The sequence below is a fragment of the Litorimonas cladophorae genome (assembly GCF_014652455.1).
GTDB classification, from domain to species: Bacteria; Pseudomonadota; Alphaproteobacteria; order Caulobacterales; family Maricaulaceae; genus Litorimonas; species Litorimonas cladophorae.
On sequence record NZ_BMYV01000002.1, the window covers coordinates 251246 to 268769 of the forward strand.

At 52.3% G+C, this 17524-nt stretch carries 17 protein-coding genes; 7 read left to right on the top strand and 10 right to left on the bottom strand.

From position 1 onward, the window contains the following. Positions 1 to 24: 24 nt before the first annotated feature. Positions 25 to 1242, bottom strand: coding sequence for an ammonium transporter (locus IE073_RS09015; protein ID WP_189586227.1), 1218 nt, complete (start codon positions 1240 to 1242; stop codon positions 25 to 27). A 310-nt stretch (positions 1243 to 1552) separates the two neighbouring features. Further along, positions 1553 to 2872: an ammonium transporter AmtB gene (gene amtB / locus IE073_RS09020; protein WP_189584566.1), complete on the bottom strand. Its 1320-nt coding sequence runs from the start codon at positions 2870 to 2872 to the stop codon at positions 1553 to 1555. Positions 2873 to 3041: 169 nt separating this feature from the next. Between amtB and IE073_RS09025 the strand changes: the two genes are divergently transcribed. Then, positions 3042 to 3407: a DUF952 domain-containing protein gene (locus tag IE073_RS09025; protein ID WP_189584571.1), complete on the top strand. Its 366-nt coding sequence runs from the start codon at positions 3042 to 3044 to the stop codon at positions 3405 to 3407. 30 nt (positions 3408 to 3437) lie between these two features. Beyond that, entirely contained in the window at positions 3438 to 4502 is a 1065-nt protein-coding gene (locus tag IE073_RS09030; protein ID WP_189584574.1) for a quinone-dependent dihydroorotate dehydrogenase, read from the top strand. On the opposite strand, the gene IE073_RS09035 is transcribed toward IE073_RS09030, so the two are convergent. The 3 genes from IE073_RS09035 to IE073_RS09045 are packed head-to-tail and all read right to left on the bottom strand — an operon-like array spanning position 4499 to position 6700. Continuing rightward, positions 4499 to 4912, bottom strand: coding sequence for a PaaI family thioesterase (locus IE073_RS09035; RefSeq protein WP_189584577.1), 414 nt, complete (start codon positions 4910 to 4912; stop codon positions 4499 to 4501). The two genes, IE073_RS09030 and IE073_RS09035, sit on opposite strands and share 4 nt — an antisense overlap. Next, positions 4909 to 5364 (bottom strand): GNAT family N-acetyltransferase, encoded by a 456-nt coding sequence (locus IE073_RS09040; protein WP_189584579.1) that lies wholly within the window; start codon positions 5362 to 5364, stop codon positions 4909 to 4911. The genes IE073_RS09035 and IE073_RS09040 overlap by 4 nt, the downstream gene beginning before the upstream one ends. Next, positions 5354 to 6700: an MATE family efflux transporter gene (locus IE073_RS09045; protein ID WP_189584581.1), complete on the bottom strand. Its 1347-nt coding sequence runs from the start codon at positions 6698 to 6700 to the stop codon at positions 5354 to 5356. Before IE073_RS09045 ends, IE073_RS09040 begins: the two co-directional genes overlap by 11 nt. 782 nt (positions 6701 to 7482) lie before the next feature. Here IE073_RS09045 and IE073_RS09050 point away from each other — a divergent pair. Beyond that, positions 7483 to 9219 (top strand): tetratricopeptide repeat protein, encoded by a 1737-nt coding sequence (locus IE073_RS09050; RefSeq protein ID WP_233349961.1) that lies wholly within the window; start codon positions 7483 to 7485, stop codon positions 9217 to 9219. Between the two features lie 139 nt (positions 9220 to 9358). Here the strand turns inward: IE073_RS09050 and IE073_RS09055 are convergent, their stop codons facing one another. The 5 genes from IE073_RS09055 to IE073_RS09075 are packed head-to-tail and all read right to left on the bottom strand — an operon-like array spanning position 9359 to position 12830. Then, positions 9359 to 9991 (bottom strand): HD domain-containing protein, encoded by a 633-nt coding sequence (locus tag IE073_RS09055; RefSeq protein ID WP_189584585.1) that lies wholly within the window; start codon positions 9989 to 9991, stop codon positions 9359 to 9361. Next, the gene (locus IE073_RS09060; RefSeq protein WP_189584587.1) at positions 9988 to 10398 is read right to left on the bottom strand and encodes a PaaI family thioesterase; all 411 of its coding nucleotides are present in this window, start codon (positions 10396 to 10398) and stop codon (positions 9988 to 9990) included. The genes IE073_RS09055 and IE073_RS09060 overlap by 4 nt, the downstream gene beginning before the upstream one ends. After that, positions 10395 to 10883 carry a PaaI family thioesterase gene (locus tag IE073_RS09065; protein WP_189584589.1) on the bottom strand — a complete coding sequence of 163 codons (489 nt, stop codon included), beginning with the start codon at positions 10881 to 10883 and terminating at the stop codon, positions 10395 to 10397. Before IE073_RS09065 ends, IE073_RS09060 begins: the two co-directional genes overlap by 4 nt. A gap of 13 nt (positions 10884 to 10896) precedes the next feature. Continuing rightward, entirely contained in the window at positions 10897 to 12033 is a 1137-nt protein-coding gene (locus tag IE073_RS09070) for a serine hydrolase domain-containing protein (RefSeq protein WP_189584592.1), read from the bottom strand. Then, complete coding sequence (locus IE073_RS09075; RefSeq protein WP_189584596.1) at positions 12030 to 12830, bottom strand: bifunctional hydroxymethylpyrimidine kinase/phosphomethylpyrimidine kinase; 801 nt, start codon at positions 12828 to 12830, stop codon at positions 12030 to 12032. The genes IE073_RS09070 and IE073_RS09075 overlap by 4 nt, the downstream gene beginning before the upstream one ends. A gap of 64 nt (positions 12831 to 12894) precedes the next feature. On the opposite strand from IE073_RS09075, the gene arsC reads away from it, so the two are divergent. The 4 genes from arsC to IE073_RS09095 all read left to right on the top strand — a co-directional run bounded on the left by arsC (position 12895) and on the right by IE073_RS09095 (position 17495). After that, positions 12895 to 13239: an arsenate reductase (glutaredoxin) gene (gene arsC, locus IE073_RS09080; RefSeq protein ID WP_189584599.1), complete on the top strand. Its 345-nt coding sequence runs from the start codon at positions 12895 to 12897 to the stop codon at positions 13237 to 13239. A gap of 78 nt (positions 13240 to 13317) precedes the next feature. After that, positions 13318 to 14946: a hypothetical protein gene (locus IE073_RS09085; protein ID WP_189584602.1), complete on the top strand. Its 1629-nt coding sequence runs from the start codon at positions 13318 to 13320 to the stop codon at positions 14944 to 14946. Between the two features lie 106 nt (positions 14947 to 15052). Continuing rightward, positions 15053 to 16480 (top strand): hypothetical protein, encoded by a 1428-nt coding sequence (locus IE073_RS09090; RefSeq protein ID WP_189584605.1) that lies wholly within the window; start codon positions 15053 to 15055, stop codon positions 16478 to 16480. Positions 16481 to 16649: 169 nt separating this feature from the next. After that, positions 16650 to 17495 (top strand): hypothetical protein, encoded by an 846-nt coding sequence (locus tag IE073_RS09095; RefSeq protein ID WP_189584608.1) that lies wholly within the window; start codon positions 16650 to 16652, stop codon positions 17493 to 17495. Positions 17496 to 17524: the final 29 nt, after the last annotated feature.

The window sequence follows — 17524 nt, forward strand, 5'->3', positions numbered from 1 at the left end:
TCGGTTCCTTACGGGTAGACCTGCCTAAGAGTTGTATGCACTCTCGCCATGCAAACTGACATCAAGGCCTTCAAACTCTTGCTCCTCGGTGACGCGCAGTCCGATGGTAAGTTTCAATCCCAAGAGGATAATGAAGCTCACCAATGCCGACCATCCGATTACGACTAAAGTCCCCACCAGCTGGGTCATGAAGATTCCGTCGCCTGTTCCACCAAGGGCTGTGGACGATAAAAATGGCAAAATAAGAATGCCCAAAATACCGCCGACGCCATGAACGGCAAAGACGTCCAAACTATCGTCAACTTTTAGCTTCACGCGAATGAGGTGGACCGCAAAGTAACATACCAGACCGCCTGCGAGGCCAATCAATAATGCGCCACCCGGACCAATCACACCTGCGGCCGGCGTAACAGTTGCAAGACCCGCAATTGTACCCGTAGCGGCGCCCACCAAAGTAGGTTTCTTATTTGTCATCGCTTCGATGCCAACCCAAACAAGGGTCGCAACGGAGGCTGAGATATGTGTCACCAAGAGCGCCATACCGGCGCCGCCATCTGCTGCGAGTTGTGATCCGCCATTAAAGCCAAACCATCCAACCCAAAGCATTGACGCACCAATCATGACGATGCCGGGGCGATGCGGGATTGCGGCTTCAGTTGGAAAGCCTTTTCGAGCCCCCAACATGAAGACATACACAAGCGCGGAGATACCTGCCGTCGCGTGGACGACAAGCCCGCCCGCGAAGTCAAAAACACCGCCGCCATAAGTTGACAACCAGCCCCCGCCCCAGATCCAATGAGCGACAGGCGAGTACACGACGAGCAACCAAAGCGCGGTGAAGATCAAGACGGGTAGGAACTTCACGCGCTCAACAAAGGCACCCACAATCAAAGCAGGGGTAATAATGGCGAAGGTCATTTGGAAGGCTAAGAACGTGTTTTCAGGGATGGTTAGACCGTCTCTTAAGCCGTCCACCGTAAGGTTTTTGAGGAAAAGGTTATCTAATCCACCCCAAATTCCGTTCGCATCTCCGAAAGCGATAGAATATCCTGCGATGACCCAGACAATAGAGGCGACAGCGGCGATCGCGTAAACCTTCATCAGGACTGACAGATAGTTTTTCGCGCGAACAAGTCCGCCATAGAAAAGTGCCAAACCGGGAAGGCTCATAAAGAGCACGAGGGCAGTGGCTGTGAGAATCCACGCCGTATCGCCCGAGCTCATGGCGCTGTCTTGCGCCATAGCAAGTGACGGCGTTAGCGATGCCGCGAATATTAAACCGGCAGTTTTTAGTCTAGGTAACACGTGTTTTCCCTCATTTTTTATTTCGCGGATAATTAGGCGGTCAGATGCGCCGTGCCTGCGCGCCACCTATGAATCGATGTGTGTAAACAGAGTGCGCTCAATTTTTAGACAAAAAAAGACCAGCTACGCACAGTTTTGGTGCGAAGGCTGGTCTTATGTCGCGCGCGCCCCGTATCAAATACGATCGCGATGAGGGTTTATGGATTAGGCCAAATTCGCATTTCTGGTCATTTGGCCTAACCTCGCTTTAGTTGGAGACAAATTCCGGATAGGCCGGAACCCCGATCTCAGCTTGGTCAAGACCAAGATACTCGTCCTCTTCACTAACCCGAATGCCGATAGTGACCTTCATCACAAACCAGATGATGGAGGAGACGACTGAGACGAAGATAGCTACCGCTAAGACGCCCATGAGTTGCGCCATGAAGGTAATTTCGGGCGTTGTCAGGCAGACAACCAAAGTCCCGAAAATACCGGCAACCAAGTGAACAGGGATGGCGCCAACAACATCATCGATTTTCAACTTGTCTAAAAGCGGCACTGTCAGACAGGCGAGCAGTGAGCCAATTGCGCCAATCAACAAGGCAGCGGGAACGCTCGGGTCTAGTGGACCTGCGGTGATGGCGACTAAGCCAGCCAAGGCACCATTCAACGCGAGTGTTAGGTCAATTTTGCCATAGCGCAGTTGTGTGTAGATCACGGCAGCGATCACGCCTGCAGCGGCAGCCATATTCGTGTTCACGAAGACTTTGGCAATCGAGTCCGCATCATTGATTGTGCCCATTGCGAGCTGTGATGCGCCGTTAAAGCCAAACCAACCCAACCAAAGGATAAACACACCCAAAGTCGCCAATGTCATGTTTGAACCTGGAATTGGATTGACCTTTCCATCAACATATTTGCCTTTACGTGCACCCAAGATCAGGGCGCCTGTCAAAGCGGCCCAACCGCCTGTTGAGTGAACAAGAGTTGATCCAGCGAAGTCAGAGAACTCGGATCCGAATGTCGCGATGAAAGAGTCAGTGTTTAAGAAACCACCGCCCCATTCCCAGCTACCAACGATCGGGTAAATGAAACCTGTCAGGAAAACGACGAAAATAACGAAGGGCCAAAATTTGATCCGTTCAGCGACTGTGCCGGACACAATTGACGCGGTCGTGGCGCAGAATACCATCTGGAAGAACCAGTCAGAATAGGACGAGTAGCCTGTGTCCACATCTTCAGGGGTAAAACTCATGAGCGCGAACTTACCAAAATAGTCGCCGCCGCCATACATAAGTTGGTATCCGACGACCCAGAACATAAGGCCCGCAACAGAATAGAGCGTGATGTTTTTCAAACACTGCATAGAGACGTTTTTGGTGCGAACAAAGCCCGCTTCCAGCATGGCAAAGCCTGCCGCCATCCACATAACCAGGAAGCCACCGATCAAAAATAGCAGCGTATTGAAGACGAAGGCGTCATTAGCCGCCAGGCTTTCAAGTGTTGGTGCGTCTTGCGCCCAACCCAGTGTAGGGACAGCGGCCAATAAAGCGGCACCCCCTATGATTTTTGCAAACTTGCGCATTTGGATGTTCCCTCCGATAAAATTTCGTGAGACCGCTTTGCACGGCACCTCAGGGGCGGGGGAGTCTGGGACCGACATGTGTGCGGGAGTCTGCGTCGACGCGCATTTTCTGTGCGCCTTCCCATAAAGAATGCCCTATGGATGTGCGCGCAAGAATCAGGAGCCAGATATGACCAAAGCCACCCGCGACGCTTTCATCTATAAAATCCTCACCCTCGATCAGTGGGAAGCCTTCCAAACCGAGTTCAATTTCAAAGGGTCGCCAGTCGACCTGTCCGATGGATATATTCACATGTCTTGTGTGCCGGAGTTGAAGGAAACGATGGACAAATATTATGCGGACCAAGACGAAGTCGCGCTGTTGAAAGTCGAAGCGGCTGCAATAGAGGCGAATCTAAAATATGAAATCTCGCGCGGCGGGGCGGAATTTCCTCACCTTTTTGCCGACATGCCGATTGAGGCCGTAAAACATGTCTGGCTGGTCTCGCCCGAAGATGGGGTCTATAGCCTACCCATAGACGTGACAGCTAACTAAATTCTATCCGAAGCGACCTGAGCCAATATCATGAGCCTTTTATATAAATCCGGCACAGCGCTGCTGCGTCGCCTCCCTGCTGAACGTGCGCATGTGACGACGGTGAAGCTATTACGCGCTGGTTTGGGTCCGAAAACGGGTGAGATCACATCTGACATTTTGAAAACCACTGTAGGTGGGCTGAATTTACCCAACCCCGTGGGCCTGGCCGCTGGTTTTGATAAAGATTGTGACGTGCCCGATGCGATGCTCAACGCGGGGTTTGGTTTTGTTGAATGCGGAACGGTCACCCCGCGCCCGCAAATTGGAAATCCGCAGCCACGCTTGTTTCGGTTGGTTGAGGACGAAGCGGTCATCAATCGCATGGGGTTTAACAACCGTGGGCTCGATCATTTCTCTGAACGCCTGCGGGCCCGCAAGGGCAATGCAGGCATCGTTGGTGCAAATCTTGGCGCCAATAAAGACAGTGATGATCGGCCTGCCGATTATGTTGCGGGGCTGAGCCGCCTATGGGGTCACGCCGATTATTTCACGATAAATATTAGTTCGCCAAACACGCCCGGTCTCCGCCAGCTTCAAGGCGCAGATGAAATGGAAGATTTATTGGGTCGTATCGCGGAAACCCGCGCCGCCCTCACGGGGAATGAGCCAAGTGTTCCGATTTTCCTCAAAGTCGCCCCCGATGTGGATAGCGGACAAATCGGACGTATTGTTGAACAGGCGCGAACATATGGAATGAACGCAATCATTGTGTCTAATACGACGCTTGACCGACCTGAAAGTTTGCAAAGCGCGCATCACGGCGAAGGCGGCGGTTTGTCCGGGCAACCGCTTTTTGAGAAATCGACGCGGGTTTTGTCTGAATTTGCAGATGCAGCGGACGGCAGCATTGACCTCATCGGGGTTGGCGGGATTGGCAGCGGTGCGCAGGCCTATGCGAAAATTCGCGCTGGTGCGAAAGCCGTTCAGCTCTATTCCGCACTCGTTTATCATGGCCCGCAACTCGTCGCGCAAATTTGTGCCGATCTTGAGGCCCGTGCCAAGGCTGACGGATTTAAGACGATTGGTCAGGCCGTCGGGGCAGATCTGACTTAGCCCAATTTAAAAGTCGCATTCGCTCGCGCAACGATGGCGCTGGGCGTTCGCAATTGGCATTGCACAAAGCCGAGACTGCCACCCAGTTTCACGACTTCGCTATGGGTTGCGATCCAGTCTCCGACTTTGGCCATGCCAGTGAAATCGACGCTGAGATTGACGGTCACAAGGCTTTTGACCTCGCGGCCTTTGGCTTTCATGATCTGAACGCAGGACAAGCCCATCGCGTTGTCGGCGATTGCGCTGATGAAGCCGCCGTGGACAAGTCCGCGTGAGTTACAATGCGCCACTCGTAATAGCGTCCCCAGGCTGATTTCGTCTTGCGATACGCGCGAATAAAGCGGTTCCCAAGGGTCGGTGAACGCCGATTTCCTGAAATGCGGTGCATAATCGTCGGGTATAGGCGTCATGATCTGATGTCTTTCATCATAAAAACATTGCGGGGATTTTGGACATAGTCCCCAAATGGCCCGCAATATGCGAAACCCAAATTTTCATAGAGACGGCATGCCGCTGCATAAGGCGGCGTGTTGTGCGTCTCTAGATAAAGATATTTCAGCCCGGATCGGTCTGCGACGGTCTCCAGATATGTTATCAATGCCCGACTCACCCCTTTTCGGAGGTGTTGATCATGCGTGCAGACCGATTTGATTTCGCCACTTCCCTTGTCGAGCGTTTTCAATGCGGCGCATCCCATCAATTCACCTGCAGAATTGCGAGCCACAAACATCTGAACGTCAGGGGCTTGTAACGCTGAAAGGCCGAGCGCGTGCGAACAGGCGTCCTGTGAGGCAAAGGCCAAATAGGTTTGGATTAAGTCCTGAACGTCTTCCGCTTCGAAATCGGCTAAGCTAATCTGCATCAACGACCTCCATCGCTTTTCGGATTGCCGGATAGGCAACCGCGAGGGTTGCGGCTCGCATGACGTAATAGACCAAAAACGCCACCCAAATACCAGCCGCGCCTATGATGGGATAGATCATATAATGCGCGCCAATATAGATAATCACGGCGGCGATCCCGGCGTTGCGCATCGCGGCCGTTCGCGTCGTTCCAATAAAAATGCCGTCCATTTGAAACGCCGCAAAGCCCGCAATAGGAACCAGAGCGCAATAGGGCAGATAGGTCAGTGCGCTTTCGATCACAGCGGGATCTGTTGTCAGAACGGGGATCAGCAGCGGTCCGCCAAAATAAATACACCCGCTGATTAAGAGCGCAAACCCCACCGAGAATTCACTCGTTAATCTGACGGCACGATCAAATCGCTTTCGATCTTTTGCGCCATAAGCGGCGCCCGTAACGGCCTCGGCGGTATGGGCGAAGCCGTCGAGGACGAGCGCCGACATGGTGATAAATTGCATCAGGACGTGATAGCCGGCCAAAAATGTTTCGCCTTCGCTGGCGGCGGCATTGCCAAAAAAGCTAAAGCCGAGGGTCAGTGCCATCGTTCGGATAAAGATATTGCCATTTGCGACGCCGAGTTTTGACAGCGCATCGCGCGCCAGTAGAACTTTGCGCGTAAACGCCCCGGGCCGCCAACCGCCGCGTCGTTTGACCTCGCGGATCATGAGGAACATACCTGTCGCGAACCCGGCCCATTCTGCGGCGGCGCTCGCCAGGCCGACACCGATCAACCCACCGCCCAAGACGATCACGAAGATTGGCGAGAGGATGATGTTCACAATGTTTAAGACGATCTGCAAACCCAGCGCTAATCCTGCGCGACTGATGCCGACGAACCAGCCCATGAGGGCGATCGTCCCGAGCGTTGCGGGCAAGCCCCAGAGTCGCGCGCCAATATAATCACGGGCGCTGTTTTCGATCTCCGCGCTGGCCGTGAAAACCGTAAACGCCCCTGCGAGCAAGGGGACTTGGAATATGAAAATCAACAACCCAATTAAGACGCCCAAGGGAATCGCCCGCATGATATGGGCTTGAACTTCGTGCTCTGCGCCCGCCCCGTCACTTTGCGCGGCAAGGCCCGCCGTTGACATGCGCAAGAATCCAAATCCCCAATAAGCGATGCTGTAGACAACGGCGCCCAACCCGATCCCCGCCAGAGCTTGCGTCCCGACAAATCGCCCGACCATGAGGGTGTCGACAAGCCCGACAATTGGCGCTGCGCCATTGGCCAACATGATCGGCCAAGATTGGCGAAAGACCTGCCCGCGTGAGAGGATTGGTTTTGAAGGTGTCATGGCAAATGGCTTAGGTCCGCATGACCCCCTTGTCATCCCATATGACCGCAAAGTCCCGCCTAGACGCAGGTGGAAGCCAAGGATTGTGAAAGCGAGTTAGGCCCTTAGAATTGGGCACTTATAATCAGGCCCATATAATTAGGCATGGGCTATCGCTTACAGACCCCATTGAAACTTCTGTTTCAATATTGGTGGCTGCCCAAATGCGTTACCCGATAAGGTGGGACGTCCGCGTGGCCAATACTCGCGACGGAGTACCGAAATGGAAAAATGTTTTACGCAAGTATCGATGTGTATGCGCTTGCTAGGCGAACACACACTGCATTCAAGCTGACGCTTAATTGCAGGACCACGCGGCAGTGTTTCTCGGGTAGCGGCCTCACTGGATTGCCCCCGTTCCAGGGGGTCAGGCACGCGCTACTCGGCCCCTCTGCACATGCATTACCAAATGCAGCTAGGCACACCGTCTTTCGGACGAGCTAGTGCAATTTACCGAAGGTAAAATGCACCAGTGCGATGTTTTTACAAACACTACACAGTCAATGATCACTTGCCTGTCCCGTGTCCGAAAGAACCATTTAAACATAGGGGTAAAATGGGGGGCGGGGATCATTCTCTTTGAAACTACAGTTTTATGGCGGATTGCGTGGCTTCAAAGACGGGAGGGATGTGTATTCAGGCGCAAAGTAGGCATGAACTCAGTGATTTAGACCGCCCAAAGAAGGACGCTCAGCAAGTTTCCAATATTGACCTTGCTTGGTAACCTAACCTATCGTTCTAAGATGGTTAAAAGTCCTAAAAATTTTGGAAGAGCTGCCATTTTTGGACTTTGTCTAACTCCTCTGTGGAGCTGTGGTGATCCCCAAACCCAGTCACCCGTTTCCCCTTCAAATGAACCTATTTGGGAAAAAACGGTAAGGCAGTCACTCGAAACAACCAACTTTAACGAGGACAATGAATTTTCATTTTCAAATCGCCAGAACGCCTATGCAGCATTGGAGGGCGATGGGCAGGGACTATTTGGCTTATGCCAAGAGGCCTTGAATGATAGAGTACCGGTGGATTGGAAACCTTTCGCAGAAGATTGGTGCGTCGCAGCAGCAGAACAATCTTATCCTGATGCTTCAAACTTTTTGGCCGAAAGTTATGAGTTGGGCTCCTTTGGAGAACCTAATCCGTCCAAAGCCTATGAGTGGCTGGAGAGGGCTGCACTGGATAAAGAGAATTTCGAAGACCTAAATCGTCGAGTTAAAGGTTTTGAAGAGCTTTGGGGTGGCTTCTGGGAAACCAAAACAGGCGAAAAGTCCGTACGTCGAAAAATAGAGTCCTACAAACCGGCTCTTTTTGAAATCACTAAAAGGGCTCAAGGTGGGGATACCGCTGCGATGATGTTTGTCGCAAATAAATATTACAATGGCTACGGGGTAGAACAAAGTGACGATGCGTACCTTTATTGGATCATACAAGCTGCTGAGGCTGGGCATTCTCGCGCCGCATGGTCTCTGGGGCACTGGTTTAATTTTGCAGACAACCGACAACGTGATCGAAAAAAAGCTCTGTTTTGGTATGAAAAATCTATTGAACTGGGACTTGGCTCATATGATCCTATGCACACTAACCCTATCAGATTTGTTCAGCAATTGCGCGGCGAAGAAAAAATTAAAAAAAATAATCGGTTGTCGGATGGGAAGATCAAAGATCGCCTTAAGGATGTCGGTCTTAAGGGGTATTTGGAGGACGATGCTCTAATGTGTGACGTTGCCCTTGAACTTCGCGATCACATTGTAAGCGAATTCAGATATTGTCAAAACCTCCCCAGATATTATCCTAAAAAACAGCTAAGGTTTAATCACAGTTTGAGTCTTAGGCATGTGAAGGTATTTGCACGTGAAGCCTTTTATAACGACAGGCATGCTGAAGATTGGTTTCAAACCGTTTCAAGTCGTATGAAGAGAAGTGCGATAGAGGGCGACCCAGATTATGCTGACGCATTAGCCTATGAATGTAAGGCTGATTTGAAATGCATCGAAAAATGGGAAAGCGTCGCCATTGCCGGATATGAGAAACAAGCTGCCCAAGATAATGAAAAGGCAATGTATAATCTTGCGGCCATATATTCAGGACGATATCAATCCCAAAGAATAGGGAATGCCTATAAAGAGGTAGTGCCGCCTACAAAGGATGAAGCGCTGTCTAATGAATGGCTATCAAAAGCTATTCATCAATATCAGAAAGCCGCTGACCTTGGCGAAGAAGACGCTCAATTTAATTTAGGTTTCTTTTATGAGAATGGCATTGGTGTCCAGAAGGACAGAAAATTATCACACGATTTATTTGCTAAGTTTTTAGACCAAAACAGCCCTGAACTTGTGAGCTATTTTCATCTTTCAGGTGGGCATTCCAGTATTTTTAATGATTTAAGAGAAGCTTGTCGTAAGGGTGGCGCGGAGATTGAGACCTTTAAAATTATGACTGGAAATGTTTATTACCCTAATCTTGAGGATCTAGAGTGCTCTTAAATGGGAAAGAAACTGTAGAGTAGATAGGTTTCATTTTAAAATTTGTCTCGAGGGGATGAGAAATTGAGCGGCTTAAAATCGCCTCAAGTAAGACACTCAGTAAACAGCTACTTTGATGATCGCATGCGCGAAAATTCTCTCACCCCAAATTTGAAATCGTGCGGATTAAATTAATTCGCGCGTTGGATTCTAATTTGTCGAAGAAATAACCCGTATTGTAAAGGCGGTCGCGATCGAGGAAGCCTTGGAGAATGGCTTTGCGTTTTTTGCGAAATATGAACCCCGGCACGCGTTTATATTCGCGGCGGATATTGAGTTCAAATTCATCATAAATATCGGATGGCGTGCCGAGGATTGAGAGGTCGATATCGAGCATGAATTGCCCGTCTGTTCCCTCTGGGGCCTTGTGACTTTTCGTGGCTAAGATCAGATCGGCAATGCGTGAGAAGACGGGTTTCTCTGCGCCGCACGCTTGCAGCCAGTCGGCGGCCCATTCGGCGCTGTCTTCCTCATTGGTGGCCGAGAAGGGCGCGTAAACCGCATCGTGGAACCAAAGCGCCATTTCTATTTCATCGGGACGTTCGGTGATGTCGCGCACGCTGTCCAAACGGCGGAGGCACGCGGCAATGTGGTCTAAGGTATGATAGAAACGATGGGGTTCGGCGTGGGCCCGGATCAAGGTGTTATAGGTTTTCCCGTCAACGTTCAGGTCCATTCGATCACACAGCGCGGTCCAGCGTTCAAAGCTGCAGGTGTCTTTAGGGTTGCTCACGTTGGGGTGGGGAGGAGAAAATGTCCCGATAGCGCCGCAATGGGTTTATCTACGCTTTCCTGCCAAGCCCGAACGCGCACATTGGCGACGCGGCGACCTTCTTTAATGATCTCGGCCCGTGCAAAAGTTTCGACGGGTTTTCCGCGTCGCAAATAATCAATATTGATTCCAATCGGCTTGGAAAAGGGCAAGTCTGGATTATGACGGCGTAATTCCGCCATGGCGCAGACTTCCATGAATCCGCCCACCGCGCCGCCATGCAGCGCGGGCAATGACGGATTGCCAATATTGGACCGCAAATAGGGTAGGACGAGGAAGAAATCCTCTCCCATCAGGCGCGCTTCAATCCCTAAGGTTTTCGCATAGGGAATAGAGGCGATCAGGTCTTCGGCCAGGCGTTGAGTCATGAGTTCTCTCCCGACTTTTTGGCATCAGTTTCTTTGGCTTTTGATGTGCCATATGCGGGACCCGTGATCATAAAGCAGGCTTGCGCCGTGGCGACGGGATTATCGGGATCGCCATCATGCGCGACGGCGCGAATAAAGGCGACGTGACGCGTGGTTTTGTAACAAATCGCTTCCGCAATGACGGTTTCGCCCGGGGTTGCAGCGCGTTGATAATCAATCCGTAGGGATAATGTCGCGATAGGCATAAGTTCGTCAAAGGCCGCCATCGCTGCCATGCCACAGGCTTGATCCAGCAATGTCGTGACCGCGCCACCAGAAATCACCCGAGAGCGCGGATCGCCAATTAGGGCCGTATTATAGGGTAAGGAGAGCGTCCCACGGCCTTTGTCGATAGCGACAAATTTCATGCCGATTTCATTGGCGTGCGGAACGCCGCCGACCATGACGGGACCCATTTCCCATAATTTTTCAATAAAGGCGCTCATGCTGTCGGTTCCTTCACAAAGCCGCGTAAACGGCATCAATGAGGGCGCGTGGACGCACATCCCCCAGCAGCGTATTGCGCTGGCGGTTCATGGTATAGGCGCCGTGTAGCCCTGTTACAGGATCTGCAAAAACGCAGGACCCACCCCAGCCGCTATGGCCGAGTGTCGCGGCATTCGGGCCGTAGAAATAATTTGGATCATTGCGCATGATGCCCGCGGCAAAATCAATGTTGAACGGCAGAACAAGGTTCTGACCCTTGATACGAGATTGCGATAATCCGGCGAGGCTGTCCTCGGACAGAATTGCGCTGTCGCCAACTCCGCCATCGACGCCGATTTGCATTAATGTCGCCAACCCGCGTGCCGTGGCGTGGCAATTTGAACCCGCCAATTCGGCTTCGCGCCACGCCGCCGTGCCCTTGCCGCCTGGGGACGACCACGGTTTCATAAAGGCCCAGCGTGTCGCCTCCGTAATCTCACCCATATTGGCCAAAGCTTTGGGCTTTTGCATCTGTGCGCAGCGATCATGCTCTGATGGCGGCAGGCCAATCCAAACATCGGCATTCTTGTGAATGCAGAGCTCTTCGCGCAGAATTGTGCCTAATGTTCGGCCTTCGGGATCGGCGCGGCGCGCGATTTCGCCGGCTAGAAATCCATAGGTCACGGGGTGATAGCCACTGGCGCTGCCCGGCTCAAAAATCGGCGTCTGTTGTTCCAGCTGGTGGATGGTCTTGTCCCAATCGAACCAGTCTTGGGCGGTCCAGTCGGGATTGGTTATCCCTGACAGACCCGCTTGGTGGCTCATGATTTGGGCGACAGTCAAGCCGGATTTACCCGCTTGCGCAAATTCAGGCCAGATCGTGTCGATGGGCTGGTTATATCCAATGTGATCTTCCTCAACGAGCCAAGCGATGACCAGTGCGGCCATGGCTTTGCCAGAGGAAAACACTGCAAACAGCGAGTCATCTGCGACTTCGGCTGCTTTCTTTCGATCAGCCCAGCCCGCGCGAATATCGATCAGGGTTTCGCCATGTTGCTGGACGCAGAATTGAAATCCCAACTCCTCATGAGAGGCGAAATTTTCAGCGATCACATCTTTGAGGGAAGCAAATCGCGTGGGCAAAAGGCCGTAGAATGGAAAATCGGTCATGAGGTCACATGTAAGGGAAGTGCGTCAGTAATAAAGGCCTGCATTCTGATCAGCGGCAATTCACCTGCGTCGAGCGCATCTGCGGCGCGCATGATTTCATAAACTGACGACACAGAAGCTGCCAGAGCTTGCCGAGGCGATTGCCCAAGAAGGCGACGGCCCAGAAACAGCGCCGCGAGACTGTCGCCACCACCATGCGGGACGGAGGTGAACTTGGGGTGGCTAACTTGGAAAGCAGTTATCCCATCGCCAACGGGCTCTTCCCAGCGCGCGCCAATATCCTCACCATTCGGATAGGAGGTGATCAAGCGCGCGGGCAGGACGTCGCGGTGATTTTGAATGTAATCGCGTTCCCACAGGTTTGGCGTGATGAAATTTGCAAGCGGCACAAGGCGTTCAATAATGGCGGCTGCGCGGGCTTCTGGAATATAGAGACGGCCATGATCGCCCATGACAGGATCGACGGCGATGATGGCGTCTGGGTTCTTTGCAAACACATGCCCGATGATCTCTTCGCAGAGAGCCACATGCTCAGTGTCGCCCATATATCCTGTGAGCACCGCATCAAAATGCAGGTCTTGGGCTTTTACGCCCTCCCAGACATCGCGCAGACGCGCCGCATCTACGGCTCCGCCACCGGGAGCGCCCCATCCAGGATGCCGTCCCATAAGAGTTGTCGGGAGGACAACAGTTTCGATGCCCAACCGTTGCAGGCAAAAGCTGGCGGCGCTTGCCCCCACCCGTGAGCTGGCAACGGTGGAGCTGATAACAAGTGTTTTTGGGATGGGCGTGGTCACGCCTCTGCTTTGGCGCTAAGTTGCCTGTAACGCAATAAAAGCGTCAAAAAATCGGAAGGCTCCCATGCTCACAATTTGGCACAATCCTCGCTGTACAAAATCCCGCCAGACTTTGGCGCTTCTCGAAGAGTCAGGGAAAGAGGTCGACGTTCGCCTGTATCTAAAGGACACACCCTCTGAATATGATATCAAGGATATGATGGATCTATTGGGCTTTGATGACCCGCGCGCATTTATGCGCAAGGGTGAGGCGATTTACAAAGACGAGGGCCTTAAAGGTGTGACCGATCCGAAAAAATTGATCGAAATGATGGCGAGATTTCCCATTTTGATCGAACGCCCCATCGTTACAGATGGGCGACGGGCGATCATTGGGCGCCCACCAGAGGCTGTAAAACCGCTTCTTTGACGCTTTTTCCCAGCGAAAGCGCATCGCCTAAACCCCTTGTTAAGCAAACTCCTTCATTCCTGAGTTAACCATGATGGGATGACACGCGTCTCCCATGTCTTGATTGCGGGGGACGATATGCGTCTGGGGACTTTAACATTATCGGCGACTTTGTCGGCCGCTTTACTTTCAGGCTGCTCCTTTATTGGCGGGCAACCCGGGACGTATAAGAACCCGTTTGCCAAACAGAAATCGGCACAGCACGGACAATATGGCGCAGACCGTCATACGCAAGGACAGCAGGGTTATGGGGCGCAACGCTGCCAGATATCCTCACCCAATCAACCTATTCCGCGGGGTTGCCGGCCTGAACAGGTGACATTATCTGTTGGTCCTGCACACGGACAACTGCGCGGCCCCCAAGGGGGACGAGCTGGATATGGCGGTTTTCCGCAAGAGCCGAATTACGGTTCGCCAGACTACTCTCAACCAGAATATACAAGCGGCGCATATGGATCAGCCGTCGGCCAAACGGCCGCGTTAGCCCACCACACGTCTCGATCCAGTAAGCGTAAGCCGAAACTCCGGGGGGCTCTCTCTTTAGGTCTGGAACGTAGCGTTTCGGGTGATCTGATAGATTATGACAGATTCTCAATCGATGCGGTCGGTGCTTATAACCCGCAGCTTTATAATGAAGGCACCCAAGTGGGTTCCGATGCAACGGGTGATGAAGTCCGCACGACTTATACAGCGAATGATCTACCAGGAAATCTTTCGAATTTGATCCGCCCTTCAGTCTTTGCAAATCGACCAACGGAAGGTGCGTATTTCGTAGATGGCGAATATGAAGCCATTTCCAGACCTAACGTTTCCTTTGATGACGCTTGGGCAACGCCCGCGGGCATTAAGGGCGGGTTGGAATATATGGTCGGCGGGCGCACGACCGTATTCGCGAACGCAGGTTATACGCACTCAGAGGGCAATGATGGGGTATCAGCCAGTGTTGATGCGACCCTGTATCGAGTCACACAGGCAGGAACATATGATTATATTCCAGCCGTCGCGGCTCAACCCTTTATCGCGGGTACGCCCGGCACACCCGAAATCCCGGCTCTCGTAAATCCACTTACGGGCGAACTTATAACTCCAGGGGTCCCCGCGACAGCCGGGACGAATGACACGCCCGCTGTTGCTGCCGTACCAGAACAATATATTCGCACGGATACAATCTCATCGGCGTCATTTGTTCCAAACCAAGAAATCGCGCAATTCATCTATGATTTCTCAGATATGCGCCGGATCGATCTCGAAGCGGGTGCCAGACATTACTTCAAGCCGATTGTGAAATCTGAAGGCTACCGCACTGTCACCCCATTCGTGGGCGCATCGGCTGGGGCCTCTCATCATCAAAAGGTGGACGTTAAAGTCACCCAGCGTCAGCGGTTTTACGAGCGTGGATTTGACCTGAACGGTGCGCAAGCAACGGATACGGATTCCCAGCAATTTTATGACATTACCGATCCCGCAACCACGGTGACTATTTTCGAGGATCAGTGGGTTCCTGCTGGTCAGGTCAATGTTGGTGCTGAATGGCAAGTGACACCCAAAACCGCATTGGCGTTTGAAACGGGTGTACGGGTCCAAGGTGGCCGTAAATATTCAAATGGCGAACGTTCAGATACGGATATCTCAATTCCTGTCACATTACGTGGGTCGTTTAATTTCTAGGTGAGTGGCGTTAACCAGCCAAAGCGCTGGATTCGTTAAGGTTTTGTTTCCGCTTTGGGAACAGTTTTTTAAGTATCTTCTGTTCTAAGATAGAACAGAAGACGAAATGTTCGATTTAAAGGAGGCCGATATGCGGCTTGCAGCTTGCGCACTATCAGCGGTATTATTGTCGGGTTGCTCTTGGTTGGGTCTCGGCGGGAACAATCATAGCTACGGAACATCCTCTGGGGTATATGGCTCGAATTGTGCCGTGTCCCAAGGAGCTGAATACGGTCAACAAGCCTATTACGGTCAGCAAGCTCAAGGATATCAGGCTCAGGGATATCAAGCCGGCGCCTATGGCGCACAGGCGGCATGTGGTGGCGGCGCATATGGCGTTGGTCACGGTGCGAATGGCGGTTTCGCTCATGCACAAGGTTACGGCCAAGGCGGATATGGCCAAGCTGCTTATGGACAAGGCGCATACGGCCAAGGTGCTTATGGGCAAGGCGCATACGGACAAGGCGCTCAGGGTCAGCAGTTTAACAGCGCATCCTTCACAGGCGGCGGATATGGCGGTGGCGTCACAGGTGGTCCCGTTGTTGGTGCTGGCCTCGCAGCTCAAGGCGTTGGCGGCGAATCCTATGGATATGGATCAACAACATATGGTTCTGGCGTAACAACGCTCGGCGCTGCAGCCCCTTATGGTGCAGCTGCTTACGGTACAAATGTTGTCGGTACGCAAATGACGAACGGACAATATGTAAATGGCGCTTACGTTCAAAATGTTGTCGGTGCGCCGATCTATGTGCCACAGCCTTATGCGGCACCTTACGGTGTACCACAATTGCGCGGCGTTGGCGCGGCGATGCCATTTGGCTTTGAAGTCTTTGGCGGAACTGAAATCGGCGTAGGCGGGGAATTATTTGGCGGCAAAGGTGCTGGTCCATCTGATGGCGGTGGCGGACAAGCGGGCGCAATTGATGCTTTCGATTACTCCGATGCATTCGCAGAAGGCTACACGATCGGCGGCGCAACGACATATGACCTGTCCCGCAACACGACTTTGTTGGCTTCGGCAGCTTATTCCAAACACGAGGGCCGTACGGTTTCGACTGGGTCTTTCCAACCAGGTGTGCATGACCCAGTCACAGGGGCCTTTATTGCAGATGCGGGATCTAGCGAGCGCGGACTTGAAGGTAAATTTGGCGACTTGGAACAATATACGATTGAAGGCGGCGTTCGCCAATATGTCGGACACAATGTTGGTCTGCGCCCATATGTCGGTGCGACGGCAGGTATGGGTTACAACAAGAGCGTCGATCTCACACAGACATATGGTGACGATGGCACACTCTTTAATCAGCAACAATTCATCGATAGCGGCTGGCGTCCAACTGCCTCTGGTGTTGTTGGTGCCGAAATGGCTGTCGGCCCACGCGGTGCGATTGGTGTCGAGACAGGGGTTCGCTGGCGCGATAACTTGAAAGCGAATTCAGGCGGTGAAGATCGCATCTCTATCCCTGTAAAATTGCGCGGTCGCCTCGCTTTCTAAGGCGCGGTAACTCACTAGAAAAAATCAAAACCCGATCTCAGATTCACCTCTGGGGTCGGGTTTTCTCGTTTAAGACTGATTGAATTGGCCTCTGCATTGCAAGGTCTTCACCCACGATGACGGATAGAAACGGCGATTGTGCCAATCCGGAACACTAAGGGTGAAAACCATGCGATTAATCATGCTCGGCACCGCCGCAATAGCACTTTCCGGCTGCTCCTTTCTTGGCCTCGGCGACAAGAAAACAAATACACATTACAATCAGCAAACTGGATATTACGGCCAACATGCCGCGACACCCGTTTCGAACAAAAGCTGTCACTCCGGCAACTGCCTTGCCCGTTGGAACCTTGAAGGCGGCGTTGGCACTGTACTTGAAGGTGGCAAGAATATCATCACGGCTAGTAAAGCGCACGATATTGCAGGCCAAGACTTCAACTCTATCTCTTTTGAAAAAGCTTACGATCCAGGCGTTCGTGTCGAGCTTGGCGGGTCCTATGCTTTGGCACCCAACACAAAAGTGTCTTTGCTCGGCCATTACGAGAAAGCCGAAGCTAATCAAGACCGCAACTGGGGCACAATCGGCGGTCAGCAACTGACAGGCGGATTGACAGATTATAAAGCGTTCGGCGGGGAGCTCGGCCTTCGTCAATATTTCAAGCCAACAAATGGCATCATCTTCAACAGCATTCGCCCTTACGTCGAAGGTCGTGCAGGTGTCTCTAAAGTTGACGACATCGGCGTCGTTGGCACACAATTGGGTGGAGCCGTCTTTAGCGCCGCTGAAGTTCCGCTCTACAAAGATAGCTGGGTCGGGACGGCCGCTGGTCTTGTAGGTGTTGAAACACCTCTAACACGCTACTCAACCATCGGTTTGGAAACAGGCGTGCGTTATCAAGGTGGACTGAAATCAGACAATAGCGTGATCACGCCAGGCTCAACATTGAGCGGTTTGAACAACAATTCTGGTCGCGTTTCGATCCCCGTCACATTGCGTGGTCGTTACCGCTTCTAATCACCGTACCTTAGGGTAGGGGCACAAGC